The sequence below is a fragment of the Empedobacter sp. GD03797 genome, assembly GCF_029842105.1.
GTDB lineage: Bacteria > Bacteroidota > Bacteroidia > Flavobacteriales > Weeksellaceae > Empedobacter > Empedobacter falsenii_C.
Window position 1 is genome coordinate 114,515 of the sequence record NZ_JAOCFS010000006.1, and the last position, 15,848, is coordinate 130,362.

Here is a 15,848-nt window from a genome sequence, read left to right on the forward strand (position 1 = left end):
GGTTCGTTTATTAGATATTGTCATTGATTTTCAAAGAAATAAAAAAAGTGCAATTTCTATAGAAATTGCACTTTTAAATTATAGTTATGATTTATAAATCAATTGAATTACAAGGTTTCTTTTAACCATTTGAAAAATTCTGTATGCCAAATCACAGAATTTTGAGGTTTTAACACCCAGTGATTTTCTTCAGGGAAATAAATAAAACGAGATTTGATTCCTTTCAATTGTAAAATTTGATAAGCCTCTTGCCCTTGTCCCATTGGCACACGATAATCATGACCTCCAACATAAATTAACATTGGCGTATTCCATTTATTTACTAATTCTGTACTACTTGGATCAAATTTAGAGTACGTCTTTTGCGCAGCTTTGTTATTTGTTTCCCACCAAGCGCCACCAGCGTCCCAATTTGTAAAGAAAATTTCTTCTGTAGTTCCGTACATCGATTTCAAATCGAAAACACCATTATGTGCAATAAAAGATTTGAAACGACCTTCGTGAATACCTGCTAAATAATAAACAGAATATCCTCCGTAAGACGCACCAACAGCACCACGACGATCTTTATCTACATAAGATTCCTTCGAAATATCATCAATCGCAGCCAAATAATCTTGCATTACTTGTCCTCCCCAATCTTTAGAAATTTGCTCATTCCACTCTACTCCATGACCTGGCATTCCACGACGGTTTGGCGCAATTACAATATACCCTTGTGCTGCCATTAATTGGAAATTCCAACGAGGAGAATAGAATTGAGTTAAAGCAGATTGTGGTCCACCTTGACAATACAATAAAGTTGGATACTTTTTATTAGGATCAAAATTTGGCGGATAAATTACCCATGCAAACATTTCTTTTCCGTCTGTTGTTTTAATTTTACGTGCTTTTACATCACTCAACGCAATGTTATCGAAGATATCTTTGTTTTCGTTTGTTAATTGCGTTAATGCTCCAGATTTCAAATCAACTACATAAATTTCTGCAGCGTGATTGATATCTGTTTTTGTAACAATTGCTTTATTACCAACAATTTCTTTGATGTCTGCAATGTCAAAATCACCTTTTGTAATTTGTTTGATGAAAGGCATTTTTCTCATTTTGAAGTTTACATCAACCTCAAATAATTGAATTGTTCCTCCTACTGGCGCATTGAAATAAATTTTGTTACCATCATTGCTCCATTTATAACCTTGTACGGTTCCGTCCCAATGTTTTGTAATATTCATTTCGATATCACCACGACGAACGATTAAGTCATTTTTATCTGCCTCGTAACCATCGCGCTCCATGCTCAAAAATGCAAAATCTCCTTGAGAAGAAAAACTTGGTGTATTGTCATAACCCATTTTTCCTTCTGTGATATTTTTCGTCGTTTTCGTTGCTAAATCGTATTGATAAATATCTGTATTTGTGCTTAATGCGTAATCCGTTCCAAATTTCTTCTTAGAAACATACAAAACTTTTGTTCCATCTGGCGTCCAAACAAATTCTGATACAGAATATGGTTCGTCTTTTAAAACATCAATTTTAGTCGAACCTTCTTTATTTTCTGATACAAATAAATGATCGTAATTACCATCATTCCAAGTATCCCAATGTCTGTAATTTAATTCGTTATAAATCTGCACATTCGATTTGTCCATTTCTGGATAATAATCAGAACCAAAAACTTTTTGTAATTTAACTTTATCAATTTCTGCTTTATATTGTTGAGATTTATTCAACGATTCATCAGCCAAAAGTGTTTTATAATCTTCGATTTCTGAAGCTTTTCCTCCTGCCAACGAAATCATATACGTTTTCGACGTATCTTCTTGCGTTTTAACATTAGTAGAAGTTACTTTGTAAATCAGATTTTTTTGATCTTTCGTTACTCCAACTGGAGCTACTTTTTTTACTTGCCAAAGAAGTTCTGGCGTCATTACTTTTTGTCCCATTGCTGTTGTCGATATCAAGATACTTGCGACTAATACAGAAAATCTATTCATGTTAATTTCAAATCTAAATAATTGTAAAAGTAACAATTCTTTATCGAGAAAGGTAAATTTATAGATAAAAAAAGACATCATCCAGTACAAATTGTACTTAAATGATGTCTCCGCTAATAATTTTTTTCAAATCGTCTAATCGATTCTTAAAATTAGGCTATATATTTTATATTAAACCACTTAATTAAAAGTTTAACTTATTTTTATGAGTAAAAACTGGAATAATTGCTCCAAAAACTAAATTCTGTTGAGAGAATACAATATCTTGTTTTGCTTTATCAGCTTTGTTTGCAGTTGTACGAATATCACTTAAGTTAGCATATCCACCTTTTAATTCGGCTTGTACAAAGAAATAATCCCAAAAAGTAAAGTTGATCCCAACCATTGCAGCTGTAGCAAAACCTGCTAAGTGAAACTCATCATAACGTTCATTACCCATCAATTTTACGTTAGAACGTGGATATAAAATCCCTGCTCCCAAACCAGCTGTTACGTTAACATCGATTCCTTTTCCATTTTTTGTAATTGGGAAATGTTGAATATTATCAAAACGACGAACCTCTAAATTAGCATAGTTCAAACCATCTGTATGTTCAAACGTTAAGAAATCTTCTGTTAATTTTTGATCAACATTATTATATGTTCCATCGTAATCTGAACCTGTGTTGATGTGACCATTCATTTTTACAACTTGGTCTTGATCCATCACATATTTCATGTGGTCAATCCCGAAAGAGATATTCCAATTATCCGAAACAAAGTAACCTAAACGGAAGTTATATTGCGGAATCGTCATAGAACTTGGATTGAAATACTTGATTCCAAAAGAAGTTTGACGGTCATGAGCTGCTACATTATCTAACGTAAAATCGTATCCATCTCCTTTGAACTGAATATCTGATTTTGTATACTGCGCGTGATTCCAACCCCAATAAACATAAAATTTACCTTTATTATTTTTCCCTTGCCCGAAAGTAGTTGCAACTAAAGCAACTAAAAACATTACACTTATATACTTTCTCAAAATTTAACTTTTTGCAAATTTATTCTTAAAAAAATTGTGTAAAAATGATTTATGATATCAATTTTATATCTTAGCAATATTTAAAATCAATAAACATTGTTAAGCGTCATAAAATAAAATGATAAATATTTATTAAAAATGATGTTCTCTATTTTGTAATTAAAAATTAAAATATATTTTTGTGACATAATGAAAGACTACCTGATAAAACATAGCATTGGAATTTTTTTCACGCTTCTTTTGGTGTTCAGTACGAACATGCAAGGGTTGGCGGGTTATGTAGATTATCAGATGAGAATGGAGCAACAAGACAAAAAAGATTCTTCTGACAATGATCAAAAAGCTTTGTTTTCTCAAACTTCAACTGAAGAAGAAAATAATCAGAAAAATTCTTCGAGCGAAATCACAGAAAAAATACATTATTTCCACGAAATAAAATTGTTTACATTTTTTAATGTGAAACAAACTACACATTCGGATTTTCATCATTCTAATGCATATGCGTCTTTAGACAATGGTGTGACAACTCCACCTCCAGAATTAGTTTAATTTTTTAATTGATTTTTTGCATCATCCTATTCAAATCTATTGAATGGACAGCAAATTTATTTTATCATTTCAAATTATTAAACAATTCATTTTAAAACTATTATGAATCTTTTTCAAAATTGGAAAAAGGACATACCTGCGAGTATTGTTGTCTTTTTCGTTGCATTGCCTTTATGTTTAGGTGTTGCGTTGGCCAGTGGTGCGCCTTTATTTGCCGGAATTATTGCGGGAATTGTAGGAGGAATTGTTGTTGGTCTTATTTCTAAATCTCAAATTGGTGTTTCTGGTCCAGCTGCTGGTTTGGTCGTTATTGTTTTAACTGCTATTACAGATTTGGGCGCTTACGAACTATTTTTAGTCGCAGTTGTTATCGCCGGAATTTTTCAAATATTACTAGGTATTCTAAAAGCCGGAGTTATTGGTTATTACTTTCCATCTTCGGTGATTAAAGGAATGTTGTGTGCGATTGGTATTTCAATTTTCTTGAAACAAATTCCGTTAGCGTTAGGATATACAGAAACATTTAGTTTTAGTAATTTTAGTTTAGATTTTATCACGCCAGGAGCCATTATTATTACAGCAATCTCTTTATTTATCTTGATTGTTTGGGACAATATTTTAGGAAAAAAATCAAACTTTTTCAAATTATTACCAGGATCATTAGTAGCTGTATTAGTGGGTATTTTGTACCAAGTTACAATTGGTGATACCAACCACGAAGTATTTTCTATCGATCACAATTTATTAGTAAAAGTTCCTGTTCCTGAAAGTGTTTCAGATTTCTTAGGACAATTTACTATGCCCGATTTCGCCTCTGGATTAACAAATCCTATGGTTTGGCAAGTGGCATTTACAATCGCAATTGTAGCATCATTAGAGACTTTATTATCTGTAGAAGCAACTGATAAATTAGATCCTTTAAAGCGTCAAACACCTACAAATCGAGAATTGATTGCACAAGGTGTCGGAAACTCTTTAGCTGGTTTAATTGGAGGTTTACCTGTTACGCAAGTTATTGTACGTTCATCTGCAAATGCAATGAGTGGCGGACTTACAAAACTTTCTACAATTACACACGGTGTTCTATTATTAGTGAGTGTAATCTCTATTCCAATGTTTTTAAATTTAATTCCAAATGCGGTTTTAGCTTCTATTCTATTGGTTATTGGTTACAAATTAGGTAATCCGAAACAATTCTTGGATATGAAAAAATTAGGAAAAGATCAGTTAATTCCGTTCGCAGTAACAGTTATTGCAATTTTGGCAACAGATTTATTAAAGGGTATCATCATTGGTCTTATTGTTGGTGTGGTTGTTTCGTTAATCAAATCTTACAACAACTCGCACGTAATGTTGGTGAAAGAAGGAAATGTTTTCCATATGAATTTTGCTGAAGAGGTAACGTTTGTAAACCGCGGTGCAATTGTAAAAGAATTAGATGGTTTGAAACCTGGTTCTAATCTTGAATTAGATGTTCGTAAAACACGAATTTTAGATTATGATATTATTGAATATTTAGATGAATTTAAAGTCAAAGCAAAAAATAATAACATTAATATTCGACTAATTTCCGAACGTGGAACAGTCGATAATCCCCCATCATTCAGAGAGTTTTTTGGTTACGTGTTGGTTGCCGGGGCTCATTAATCTGTAAAAAACATATAAAAATTAAAACACACACAATAAAATTAAATATAATGAAAGCACATACATCAGAAACTCAAGCAACAACAACTCCAGATAAAGCATTAGAATTTTTAAAAGAAGGAAATGCAAGATTTGTTCAAAATTTAAAAGCGAACAGAGATTTACTTTCACAAGTGAATGATACAAGAGAGGGACAATGGCCGTTTGCGGTTGTTTTGAGCTGTATTGATAGCCGTACTTCTGCGGAACTTATTTTTGACCAAGGTTTAGGAGATATTTTTAGTGTACGAATTGCTGGTAATTTCGTTAATCAAGATATTTTAGGTTCGATGGAATTTGGAACAAATGTGGCTGGCTCTAAATTGATTGTTGTCTTAGGACACTCTAAATGTGGCGCTTTGAAAGGCGGATTAGACGCTGAAGCAATTCACAAAACTGGAATGAATAATTTGTGTCATTTGGTTGATCATTTCAATCCAATTATCGACGAAATTATAAAAGATGGTGAAGAACGCTCTTCTAAAAATGCAGATTTATTAGAAAGATTAAATCACCAAAACGTTATACAAACAATAGAAGATATTCGTAACCAAAGTACAACCTTGAACACCTTAGAAAAAGAAGGGAAAATCAAGATAATAGGTGCAAACTACTGTGTAGATTCAGGCGTTGTAACTTGGTTATAAAACAATTAATTCTTTAGATATTTTTTAGTAATGTAAAAGCCACTCTATTTGAGTGGCTTATTTCTATTAATCATATTATCCATATGATTTTTCATCATTTTATTTAGCTTCGGATTATTTTTTAAACCTTCTCTAGCTAATTCTTCAATTCTTTTGCTTTTTACAGCTTTCTCTCTTAATTCATCATCTATATTACTGTCATTCAAGTCAACTTCTCTATAAAATCTTCTTCCTTTTTCATCATAATCATCAAATCTTACTAAATCTTCTTCTTTTTTAATATGTACTTTATCATTAAACCATATTTTTGAGACTTGATACGACACAAAAATTGTAACAAATTGTAATAAAGTTAACCAAGTTGTAAACACCTCAATAATTGTATATATGATTGACAAAAAAATAACAATATTTCTTATTTTTTTTCCAAAAAATGATGATAGCTGAATAATGAAGAATATTATTATTTGATAAGCAAGTATAGACATATATAGTTTTTTAAAATTTAATTCACCCAATAACTCACCCCTCCATGATGTGAACATGCACCACTTCCTGTTGCTTGTGAAAAAGAACCATCGTTACAAATCGCTCCAGATCTTGAAGGTGTATAATTATAATTTTGGTTATAATTTTTATAATTAATTACTGTATCACAAACACTTACATTATTATAATTATTTTTTTGTAAATCATAATAATCATTTTTGATTATTTTATCTTTCTTAACATCTGATTTAAAAAAGATTGATGTAATTCCTGACATCAAGCAGCAAAAGGCCAATAAAATTATACAAGTAATTAAAAAATTAAAACAACCTTTCATATTTTTCAAATATAAACAAATTCAATAAACTTTTTAAGTAAGTAATTTATTTATCTAACAAATTAAAATATACAACCTACTCAACAACGTCCACAACCAAGCTGACGACTTTCTAAACCCCGTTAGCCTCCAAATTAACTAAGCTGACAGTGTCTTTTACCAAGCTGGCTTGGTTGTGAACCAAGAAAACGAGGTTATCTAACCCCAAATTTGACGTTCCTGACATGGTCAGCTAAGTTCTGGACGTAATCAACTAGGTATAAAACCTCATCAGCTTACTAAAATACAAAGCTAGCTTACTTCGGAACGTACTCAGCTTGCTTCAGAACCACGTCGACTACGTTCGGGACGTGGTCAGCTACGTTTGAAACGTAGTCAAGATCCATTAAAATCGCTCGAATTGACAAATTTTCACATCAACACATTAGCTCATTTTCAAATTATCCCTTCTTCGGCAACTCTTTCATGAAGTTATATCTTTTTTGAACAAAATCCATCATACAATAAAAATGATTCAAACCATTTGTTACCATCAACAACTGAGAACCTAACACAATGTTGTAACGCGCTATTTGATCAAAAGTTGCTTGCGAAATTGCAATATGCGGCGCTTTACATTCCACCATAATAAATGGTTTTTCTTGCTGATAAACGACAATATCTGCACGTTTTCGCATTCCTGTAATATCAATTGCAACTTCCAACGCAATCGCCGAAGTTGAATAACCCAAATCGTTGATTAAATAATTCAGAACGTGTTGCCTAACCCATTCTTCTGGCGTATAGACCAACCATTTTTTTCGAATCAAACAAAAGATATACAATTTATCTTGGGCTTGTTTCAATCTTATTTGGTATTTTTCGGAAAAATTTAATTGTACTAATTCAGTCATTGTATGAGTCCTGTAGAATCTTTGATCAAAGATATAAAAAACAAAAACTATAAACCGATTTACTTCTTAGCGGGCGACGAGCCGTTTTTCATCGATCAGGTAACTGATTTATTGGAGGCGAATATTTTACCAGAAGAAGAAAAAGGTTTTAATCAAACAATAGTTTATGGACAAGATGTAGAAGTTGGACAATTGATTGGAATGGCCCGTCAATACCCGATGGGGGCAGAAAAATCTGTAGTGATTGTAAAAGAAGCACAACATCTTAGCCGTTCGATAGATCAGTTGGAAATGTATGCAAATCAAGTACAAGATTCAACGGTTTTAATCATCAATTACAAAGGAAATTCACTTGATAAACGCAAGAAAATCTATAAAATTCTGAATGAAAAAGGGTATTACCACGAATTCAAAAGGATTTATGAAAGCGAATTACCTGCTTGGATAGAACAGAAAGTTGCAGCTAATCAATTTAAGATTGAACCAAAAGCAAAGTTTCTGTTGACGGAATATGTAGGTGCAGATTTATCTCGTTTGAACAATGAATTAGAAAAACTCTTTACAATTGTTGGTGCGGATAAAACCATCACACCAAATCATATTGAGGAACATATTGGGATTAGTAAAGATTATAATGTTTTTGAACTTCGCAATGCAATCGAAACGAAGAACATCGAAAAAGCATTCAAAATCATTAAATATTTCGAAAAAAATCCGAAGGATAATCCGTACGTCGTTTCAATCACAACAATTTTTAATCTGTTTACAAACATCATTCAAATACATGTTACGCCTGATAAATCAAAACAAAATTTGGCAAAAGTATTAGGAATTAATCCCTACTTTGTACAAGGAATGATGACCGCTGCGAGTAATTATCCGCTAAAAAAAGCTACGAGAATTATCTCATTTATTCGTGAATATGATTTGAAAGGAAAAGGTGTTGGAACTACTGGAAATGTGACACCAAGCCAATTATTAATTGAATTAGTGTATAAAATTATGAATCTATAGTTTTCATCTATTTATAGAATCGAGAAAACTAAATAAGAAATACTAAATTTGTAAAAAAATAAAACAACACAATGGAAAATAACGTAAGAGATGTTATCATAATAGGATCTGGACCTGCAGGTTATACAGCGGGAATTTATGCAGCACGCGCGAACATGAATCCTTTGATTTTAACTGGTATGGAGCCAGGTGGACAATTAACAACAACAACGGATGTTGAGAATTTCCCAGGTTATCCAGAAGCAGTTACAGGACCAGAATTGATGGCTGATTTACAAAAACAAGCAGAGCGTTTTGGAACTGAAATAAAATACGAATATGTAACGGAAGTAACTTTTGGAGAAAAAGAAGGTGATGTACATACTGTAAAATCGAACAATGGAACTTACCAAGCGCGTTCTATCATTATTTCGACTGGTGCAACTGCAAAATATTTAGGTTTAGATGATGAAACTAAATACGCTGGTAGTGGAGTTTCAGCTTGTGCAACTTGCGATGGTTTCTTTTACCGCGGTAAAGATGTTGCGGTAGTTGGTGGTGGTGATACCGCTGCTGAAGAAGCAACTTACTTATCAAAACTTTGTAACAAGGTTTATTTATTGGTTCGTAAAGAAGAAATGCGCGCGTCTAAAGCGATGCAAGATCGTGTTGCAAATACACATAATTTAGAGGTTTTATATAACCACGAATTAATTGGTTTGGAAGGAAACAATGTTGTTGAAAAAGCGAAAATCATCAACAATATTACAAACGAAGAAAAAGAATTAATCGTTGATGGAGTTTTTATCGCGATTGGACATAAACCAAATACAGAATTATTCCAAGGGAAATTGGATATGGACGAAACAGGATATTTAATCACTCAAGATCGTTCGTACAAAACAAATGTACCAGGTGTTTTTGCTGCTGGTGATGTACAAGATTCTGTTTACAGACAAGCAATTACTGCTGCTGGATCTGGTTGTGCTGCTGCATTAGACGCAGAACGTTATGTTGCAGAATTCTTTGACGAAGTATAATATCGTTTAGCATATATAAGAAAAAAGAAAAGCTCAACCATTGGTTGAGCTTTTCTTTTATTGTCTATATCGTTCGAATTGATGCCAATATTTATCTTTGTAAACTGTAAATGAAATCTCAAAAACGTCTTTATACTTTTGTTCGGTTTCATAGAAAATTTTAGATGGTTTTCTAAAATCTTTACACGCAAAATAAATTTCTCTTTCGCCTTCAGTAGTTTCTCTTCCTACGTTCAAATAACCATCTTCATCTTTCAATGTTTCCATTAATTCGTCTTCTATTGCATTCAATAATTCATAATCCCTAGAATTTGGCATTCCATTCGTTTCGCTACCATCATATTTAATAATCAATGTCGCCAACCACGGATGAGAAGGTTTTGAATCCCAATTCAATAAATTCGTATTAATCACTGCCAATAACATATTTCCGCTTTCTAGCTGCGCTTCTAGCATAGAATAACTATCATTTTCAGTTTCGTATCTTGTTGCTTGATATTGCTCGACAAATTCCTTTTCTCGCCAAGTCAAATAATCCTTCAACTTATTCATCGGAATTAGCTCTTGCTCAGCATCATCTTTCGCAATTACAGATAGATTGTCAATAATTGTAACGGTATTCAATTCGCCTAAATAATTATCTAAAAAGATATAAACTCCATTCAGAATTTGGTTTTTATCTTCTTCTTTATACTCATCGAAAGCAATTACAATATCAATTTCGTCAGGATAATTTTCGTGATTAATGGAATAAAAAGATAGTTTATCTTCATCAAAACTATAATCTCCCATATTCAATCCCATATTTCCAGTTGCAGGCTTTAGAGCAGTAAATTTCCAATTCGGTAAATTTGGAGCAGCTGCCACAAGCTCTTCTACAAAAACGATATTTTTAATAATTCCGTCTGGAGTGAAAATTAGTTCAGCCGTGTTATCATCAGCCATTCCAGTCAAAAAATAAAGCTCACTTTTAACACGATCCAATTGAGGCGATAATTTATCAAAAAAATTAGCTTCTATATTTCGTTGATTTTTTACAGCTTCATAAAATTTTTGTTCATTCTCTTGAAACCATTTCCAGAAAGATTCATAAGAATCAACCTTCTCTTTTTTATTGAAAATATTCTTAAAAAAATTCATAGTTATTTAGTTGTAGTTTAATTTGTAATTAATCAAATATAGAGCTTATTGCTCATCAAATAAATTAATTCTTACTACAATAATCCTACAACCAAATTTCTAAAGTGACTACAAAACGACTACAGATTTTTTACAAATATGTCAATATATTTCCTCTAGTTTTCAACCAACCTGTAATACTATATCTTGGTCGATTAACGGTTTTTACTTCGTGCGGAATACTTTTACTATCAAAAACAGCCAAACGACCAGCAAGAGGTAAAATATCTAATTCCTTTTCAGCCTTATTCTCATCTGCCAAATACAAGGTCAATTGTCCGCCAAATTCATCTTTCCATTCTTCATCATTCAAATACAACACAATCGAAAGTGTGCGTCTATCATCATTCTTGAAAGCATCAACATGTTTTTGATAAAATGTCCCTTCGGGATAAATGGCATAATGAAACTCACTTTCCTCAATGCCCATGTAGCATGTTAGATTGAGATACTCAATAAAATCATTGATTTTTGAGAAAAAAATTTCTTCCGTTTCTGTTTTATTTTCTTCATCAATCCATCTGATTTTATCGCCTCTGATTGATTTTACAATTTGTTCGTTAACCGAACTTCCGACGGCTGCTTGATGAAAATCTTTTTTATTTTCTTTTCGAATTATTGCTTCGCGAAGTTGCTTTGTTTCCTCTGTTGAGAAAAAAAAGTCTGAAATAGAGTATTTTTGATTTGATAAGTCATCAATAATCTTTTCATAAATTGGGTTTAATGTAATATTACTCATTCATTATTATGAAAACTTCAGTAAAAGTATATTTTATTACGAAAAACATAATCATATTTTTGAGTTTTTTTCAAAAAAAAGAACAGAAAAAAATCTGTCCTCAAAAAATAGTTTTAATTATCAATTACTTAAACCAGTCAACTTTATTCAACTGATAAATAAAATTTAACTTTGGCTCTTCTCCAAAAAATTCAATTTGTTCTTCTTTCACTTTTTTACAACCCAAGCGCTCTACAGCAATCTGCGAACGTACATTATCAGCACCAACATGCAAATAAATTTTGTCAACAAACTGAAAAATATAATCAAACATCAATTTCTTAACGGACGGATTAAAGCCTTTTCCCCAACAATTCGTCGAATAAAACGTATATCCAACCAAAATAGACGAATCTTGCTCATTATAATCGTAAAAACGAGAACTACCAACAACTTGATTTGTCTGTTTATCAATAATCTTGAAAGCGCCTTTACTTTGAATTGCTCCTTCGAAAAAATTCATAAAAACATCTCTTTTCCAACGATTTTTATTCGGATGCTGTTCCCAAACTTTCGGGTCCGAAGCAGCTAAATAAAGCGCTTCAAAATCATTTTCATTGAGTGGTTGAAGTTCTACCAAATCATTTTCTAAATTGGGCTGAATATTTATCATTTGTTTTATTTAATACAATACTAATTTATCTAAATCTAACAACAAATAATTAATATTTTGATTAATTGTTCGCGTTGCAGACTGCATTTGATTGAGCATTGATGTACGATTATGTAAATCATCTGCACGATATTCGCCTCCATTCTGAAAGTTAACCGATTGATTTGCTGCATTTATATTATTATCAAAATTGAGTTGCAACCAACGTTTCTTTATATTTTCGATAATCGACAATCCTCCTGTATAATTTGAAAACTTTTTCTCTGTGTACATATACCAAACAAACGGTGGAAAATTCTCTGATTCTAATTTTTGATTCCAAACATCTCGAAGCAAATTTCGCTCATGAACAAATTCTACTTTTTTTCCTTTGGGATTTAAAGTTGCAAAGCCCAAACCAGCTCCCAAAACTCCACCAGAAATATCGACAGCACTACCCCAACCATCACTTTTTATAATTCCGCTTGCTACAGAAGCTGCTGCACCAGCTACAATCGAGTAAATAATCAATTTATTATTTTTATTATCATTAAGATTATCCACATAATTTGCCATCTGCGCTACACGCTCGCCTTCGCAATCAAATTCGGCAGCAACAGCGTCCAATTCGGTTAGTGCAATTGTAATTTTACTGTTAATCGAATTCTTCAATTCGAGCACTTTCACGCGAGATTCTAAAGATGAATCTTTCTTTAATTCGACAATTTTCTCCACCTCATCTATCGTTCCAAGCGCATTAAGAATCAATATACTTTGATCGGAAAAATTATGTTTTAAATCTTTGTTCGTTTCCAAAATTGAGTCAGAGTTATAAGAAGGTAATTTTTTATCATAATTATAATGATATGGCGCCTTGCAATAACTATTTTTAAGCGAAAGAATATTTTCCTGAATATTTTTATTGTGCTGAGAAACGCACGCGCTAAGGAAAACAAATAAAAAAAGATAGGACAGATTTTTTATCATAAAGTAGGTTTAGAATACAAATTTAAGCTTAAAACCTATCAAAATGAAATCAAAATATTTAACTTTAGTAAAAACAAAAACCAATAAAATTATGACTCAAAAAACGATTGGACTTTTTATAGGAAGTTTACGAAAGGAAGCTAATTCCAGAAAAATTGCTAAAAATTTAATAAAAATGACACCCGAGGGATTTACCTTTAAGATAATTGAAATTGGACAATTAGAATTTTATAACCAAGATTTTGATGACCATAATCAAGTTCCTGATTCTTACACTGCTTTTCGTAAAGAAGTTTCTGAATTGGATGGCCTAATTTTTATCACACCAGAATATAATCGATCTATGCCAGCGGTTCTAAAAAATGCTTTAGATGTTGCTTCTCGTCCTTTCGGAAAAAATGTTTGGAATAATAAACCTGGTGCTGTTATTAGCAGTTCTACTGGTGCTATAGGTGGTTTTGGAGCGAATCATCATTTGAGACAATCCTTAACTTTTTTGAATATTCCGACTATGCAACAACCCGAAATTTATTTAGGACAACTAAAACCAGATGTGTTTGATGAAAATGGATATTTTAATAACGAAAAAACAACAAGTTTCATTCAGAATTTTGTAGATGCGTATGTAAAATGGTATGAGCAACTAACAAAATAAATCTAGAATTTTATTGATTATTACTGTACGACTAACTAACTTCACAGAAAAAATATGTTTTTAAATTTTGAAGATAAAGCAGATGTTATTTCGAAACTAAAAAGTTTGAAAGTAGATCAACAGCCTGAATGGGGAATTATGACTCCTCAACATATGGTTGAGCATTTGATTGCTTCTACAAAAATGTCTAATGGCGGATTGAATATTCCTTGCCGAGTTCTTGCAGAACAAATTCCGCAATACAAAGCATTTTTATTAGAATCTGACCAAGAAATGCAAAAAGGGATAAAAGCAAACGGAATGGAAGGTTTACTGGATTTACGTTACCCTTCTTTAGAAGCTTCTATAGAAAAGTTGGAGCAAGAAATTGATAAATTCAATTCTTATTTCACAGAAAATCCTGATGCAAAAATTGTCAATCCAGTTTTAAATGAGATTGGATACGAAGATTGGAAAACATTTCATAAAAAACATTTTACACATCATTTCAAACAGTTTGGTTTGATGTAATTCAGATAAAATAAAGCTCAGTTATAAACTGAGCTTTATTTTATTTATACCAACTACTATACATCAAATAATTATTGGCGATTCTTTCTATTTCGCCTTCTTTCAATTCTTTTGGAACATCTTTAATTTTTTTCGCAGGAATTCCAGCCCATAATTCTCCTTCTTTTACATGCGTTCCTTTGGTTAAAATCGCACCAGCAGCAATCAAAGAATTAGATTCAACAATACAATCATCCATCACAATTGCGCCCATTCCAACCAAAACATTATCGTGTATTGTACAACCATGTACAATCGCATTATGCCCTATCGAAACGTTATTTCCAATTGTTGTTGGCGATTTTTGATACGTCGCATGTATTGTTGCATTATCCTGAATATTTACTTTATTCCCCATTTTGATATAATGTACATCTCCACGTACAACTGCAGAAAACCAAATTGAGCAATCATTTCCCATTTCTACCTCTCCTACAACCACAGCATTATCCGCTAAAAAGCAGTTTTCACCGAACTTTGGCGTGTGTCCATTTAATTCTTTAATTATTGCCATAACAAAATCTATAATTCTAATGATAAAGATACATTTTTATGGCGTATTTTTGTACAACTATGAGAGTATACGAAGAAATTACACCAAATAATAACGTGATGAAGTTCGTTTGTGACGAGACTTTAACACAAGGTGGCGTGGAATTCGATAAAGAATCTACAGCTGCCGAATCTCCTTTAGCACAAGTTTTATTGACAATACCATTTATTCAAAAAATATTTATCACAGCGAATTTTGTTGCTGTAGAAAAAATAGATGCTGTTGATTGGGCTGATGTGACAGAAGATTTGAAAGAAATTATCAACGAACATTTAGAAGAAAATGCAATTTTAGCACCAATGAAAAAGGCTCCTATTTCTATTTATGCAGAAATGACGCCTAACCCTGCTGCGATGAAATTCGTTTCAAATTCTATGTTAGCGCCAGAAATCATCGAAATAAAATCGAGAGAAAAAGCTGCTGGAGTTCCATTAGCTGTTGCGATTTACAAAGAATATCCTTTTGTAGAAGAAGTTTTTATTGTTGATAATTATGTTTCTTTAACAAAAAACGAAACAGAAGATTGGTCACTTTGGGCGATGGATGTTCGTTCGTTTATTACGAATTATTTACAAGCTGGAGGTCCAGTTTTTGATGAATTTTACGAATTCACAACAGAAGCTCCTGAACATGTTGTGGTAAAATCTGCTGAAGAATTTTCTTCTGTTGAACAACAAATCAAAGCTATTTTAGATGAATATGTTCAGCCAGCAGTTGCAAATGATGGTGGTAATATCGAATTAATTGAATTTGATGAAGAAACACGAACAGCGAAAATGTTATTACAAGGAGCTTGTTCTGGTTGTCCGTCTTCTACAGCAACGCTTAAAAATGGTATCGAAGGAATTTTAAAACAAATGATGCCTGATGTTGTAGACAACGTTGAAGCTGTAAATGGATAAG

At 32.2% G+C, this 15,848-nt stretch carries 18 protein-coding genes; 8 read left to right on the forward strand and 10 right to left on the reverse strand.

What is annotated here, in order from left to right; translation table 11 throughout:
• Nucleotides 1–107: 107 nt before the first annotated feature.
• Together N5D90_RS06815 and N5D90_RS06820 are read right to left on the reverse strand one after the other, a co-directional pair.
• On the reverse strand, nucleotides 108–1,994 hold the full coding sequence (locus tag N5D90_RS06815) for a S9 family peptidase (RefSeq protein WP_280062002.1): 1,887 nt from the start codon (nucleotides 1,992–1,994) through the stop codon (nucleotides 108–110).
• Between the two features lie 184 nt (nucleotides 1,995–2,178).
• Entirely contained in the window at nucleotides 2,179–3,018 is an 840-nt protein-coding gene (locus tag N5D90_RS06820) for a hypothetical protein (protein WP_236688191.1), read from the reverse strand.
• Between the two features lie 189 nt (nucleotides 3,019–3,207).
• Here N5D90_RS06820 and N5D90_RS06825 point away from each other — a divergent pair, with 189 nt between their 5' ends.
• The 3 genes from N5D90_RS06825 (at nucleotide 3,208) to N5D90_RS06835 (ending at nucleotide 5,900) form a co-directional block, all read left to right on the forward strand.
• Nucleotides 3,208–3,567 (forward strand): hypothetical protein, encoded by a 360-nt coding sequence (locus tag N5D90_RS06825; RefSeq protein ID WP_180906316.1) that lies wholly within the window; start codon nucleotides 3,208–3,210, stop codon nucleotides 3,565–3,567.
• 102 nt (nucleotides 3,568–3,669) lie between these two features.
• Nucleotides 3,670–5,214: a SulP family inorganic anion transporter gene (locus tag N5D90_RS06830; RefSeq protein WP_038333625.1), complete on the forward strand. Its 1,545-nt coding sequence runs from the start codon at nucleotides 3,670–3,672 to the stop codon at nucleotides 5,212–5,214.
• 50 nt (nucleotides 5,215–5,264) lie between these two features.
• Nucleotides 5,265–5,900: a carbonic anhydrase gene (locus N5D90_RS06835; protein WP_280051755.1), complete on the forward strand. Its 636-nt coding sequence runs from the start codon at nucleotides 5,265–5,267 to the stop codon at nucleotides 5,898–5,900.
• 44 nt (nucleotides 5,901–5,944) lie between these two features.
• Here N5D90_RS06835 and N5D90_RS06840 read toward each other — a convergent pair whose 3' ends face one another.
• The 3 genes from N5D90_RS06840 to N5D90_RS06850 form a co-directional block, all read right to left on the reverse strand.
• Nucleotides 5,945–6,388: a hypothetical protein gene (locus N5D90_RS06840; protein ID WP_280051756.1), complete on the reverse strand. Its 444-nt coding sequence runs from the start codon at nucleotides 6,386–6,388 to the stop codon at nucleotides 5,945–5,947.
• A 17-nt stretch (nucleotides 6,389–6,405) separates the two neighbouring features.
• Nucleotides 6,406–6,666 (reverse strand): DUF3761 domain-containing protein, encoded by a 261-nt coding sequence (locus N5D90_RS06845; RefSeq protein WP_280051757.1) that lies wholly within the window; start codon nucleotides 6,664–6,666, stop codon nucleotides 6,406–6,408.
• A 500-nt stretch (nucleotides 6,667–7,166) separates the two neighbouring features.
• Complete coding sequence (locus tag N5D90_RS06850; protein ID WP_280062003.1) at nucleotides 7,167–7,619, reverse strand: type I restriction enzyme HsdR N-terminal domain-containing protein; 453 nt, start codon at nucleotides 7,617–7,619, stop codon at nucleotides 7,167–7,169.
• A gap of 3 nt (nucleotides 7,620–7,622) precedes the next feature.
• Between N5D90_RS06850 and holA the strand changes: the two genes are divergently transcribed.
• On the forward strand, nucleotides 7,623–8,633 hold the full coding sequence (gene holA / locus N5D90_RS06855; RefSeq protein WP_038333619.1) for a DNA polymerase III subunit delta: 1,011 nt from the start codon (nucleotides 7,623–7,625) through the stop codon (nucleotides 8,631–8,633).
• A gap of 71 nt (nucleotides 8,634–8,704) precedes the next feature.
• Nucleotides 8,705–9,652, forward strand: coding sequence for a thioredoxin-disulfide reductase (trxB, locus tag N5D90_RS06860; RefSeq protein WP_038333617.1), 948 nt, complete (start codon nucleotides 8,705–8,707; stop codon nucleotides 9,650–9,652).
• 57 nt (nucleotides 9,653–9,709) lie between these two features.
• Here trxB and N5D90_RS06865 read toward each other — a convergent pair whose 3' ends face one another.
• The 4 genes from N5D90_RS06865 to N5D90_RS06880 all read right to left on the reverse strand — a co-directional run bounded on the left by N5D90_RS06865 (nucleotide 9,710) and on the right by N5D90_RS06880 (nucleotide 13,188).
• Nucleotides 9,710–10,792, reverse strand: coding sequence for a DUF695 domain-containing protein (locus N5D90_RS06865; protein WP_038333616.1), 1,083 nt, complete (start codon nucleotides 10,790–10,792; stop codon nucleotides 9,710–9,712).
• Between the two features lie 130 nt (nucleotides 10,793–10,922).
• Entirely contained in the window at nucleotides 10,923–11,570 is a 648-nt protein-coding gene (locus tag N5D90_RS06870; protein ID WP_038333614.1) for a 2OG-Fe(II) oxygenase, read from the reverse strand.
• A gap of 124 nt (nucleotides 11,571–11,694) precedes the next feature.
• A complete protein-coding gene (locus N5D90_RS06875; RefSeq protein ID WP_038333612.1) occupies nucleotides 11,695–12,222 on the reverse strand; it encodes a GNAT family N-acetyltransferase in 528 nt (175 codons plus the stop codon).
• A gap of 9 nt (nucleotides 12,223–12,231) precedes the next feature.
• Nucleotides 12,232–13,188: a hypothetical protein gene (locus N5D90_RS06880; protein ID WP_236688190.1), complete on the reverse strand. Its 957-nt coding sequence runs from the start codon at nucleotides 13,186–13,188 to the stop codon at nucleotides 12,232–12,234.
• 43 nt (nucleotides 13,189–13,231) lie between these two features.
• Here N5D90_RS06880 and N5D90_RS06885 point away from each other — a divergent pair, with 43 nt between their 5' ends.
• Nucleotides 13,232–13,843 carry an NADPH-dependent FMN reductase gene (locus N5D90_RS06885; RefSeq protein ID WP_236688189.1) on the forward strand — a complete coding sequence of 204 codons (612 nt, stop codon included), beginning with the start codon at nucleotides 13,232–13,234 and terminating at the stop codon, nucleotides 13,841–13,843.
• Between the two features lie 54 nt (nucleotides 13,844–13,897).
• Nucleotides 13,898–14,353 (forward strand): DUF1569 domain-containing protein, encoded by a 456-nt coding sequence (locus N5D90_RS06890; RefSeq protein ID WP_280062004.1) that lies wholly within the window; start codon nucleotides 13,898–13,900, stop codon nucleotides 14,351–14,353.
• 40 nt (nucleotides 14,354–14,393) lie between these two features.
• On the opposite strand, the gene N5D90_RS06895 is transcribed toward N5D90_RS06890, so the two are convergent.
• Entirely contained in the window at nucleotides 14,394–14,906 is a 513-nt protein-coding gene (locus N5D90_RS06895) for a gamma carbonic anhydrase family protein (protein ID WP_280062005.1), read from the reverse strand.
• Nucleotides 14,907–14,965: 59 nt separating this feature from the next.
• Between N5D90_RS06895 and N5D90_RS06900 the strand changes: the two genes are divergently transcribed.
• Nucleotides 14,966–15,847: a NifU family protein gene (locus tag N5D90_RS06900; RefSeq protein ID WP_280062006.1), complete on the forward strand. Its 882-nt coding sequence runs from the start codon at nucleotides 14,966–14,968 to the stop codon at nucleotides 15,845–15,847.
• The last annotated feature ends 1 nt before the right edge of the window (nucleotide 15,848 follow it).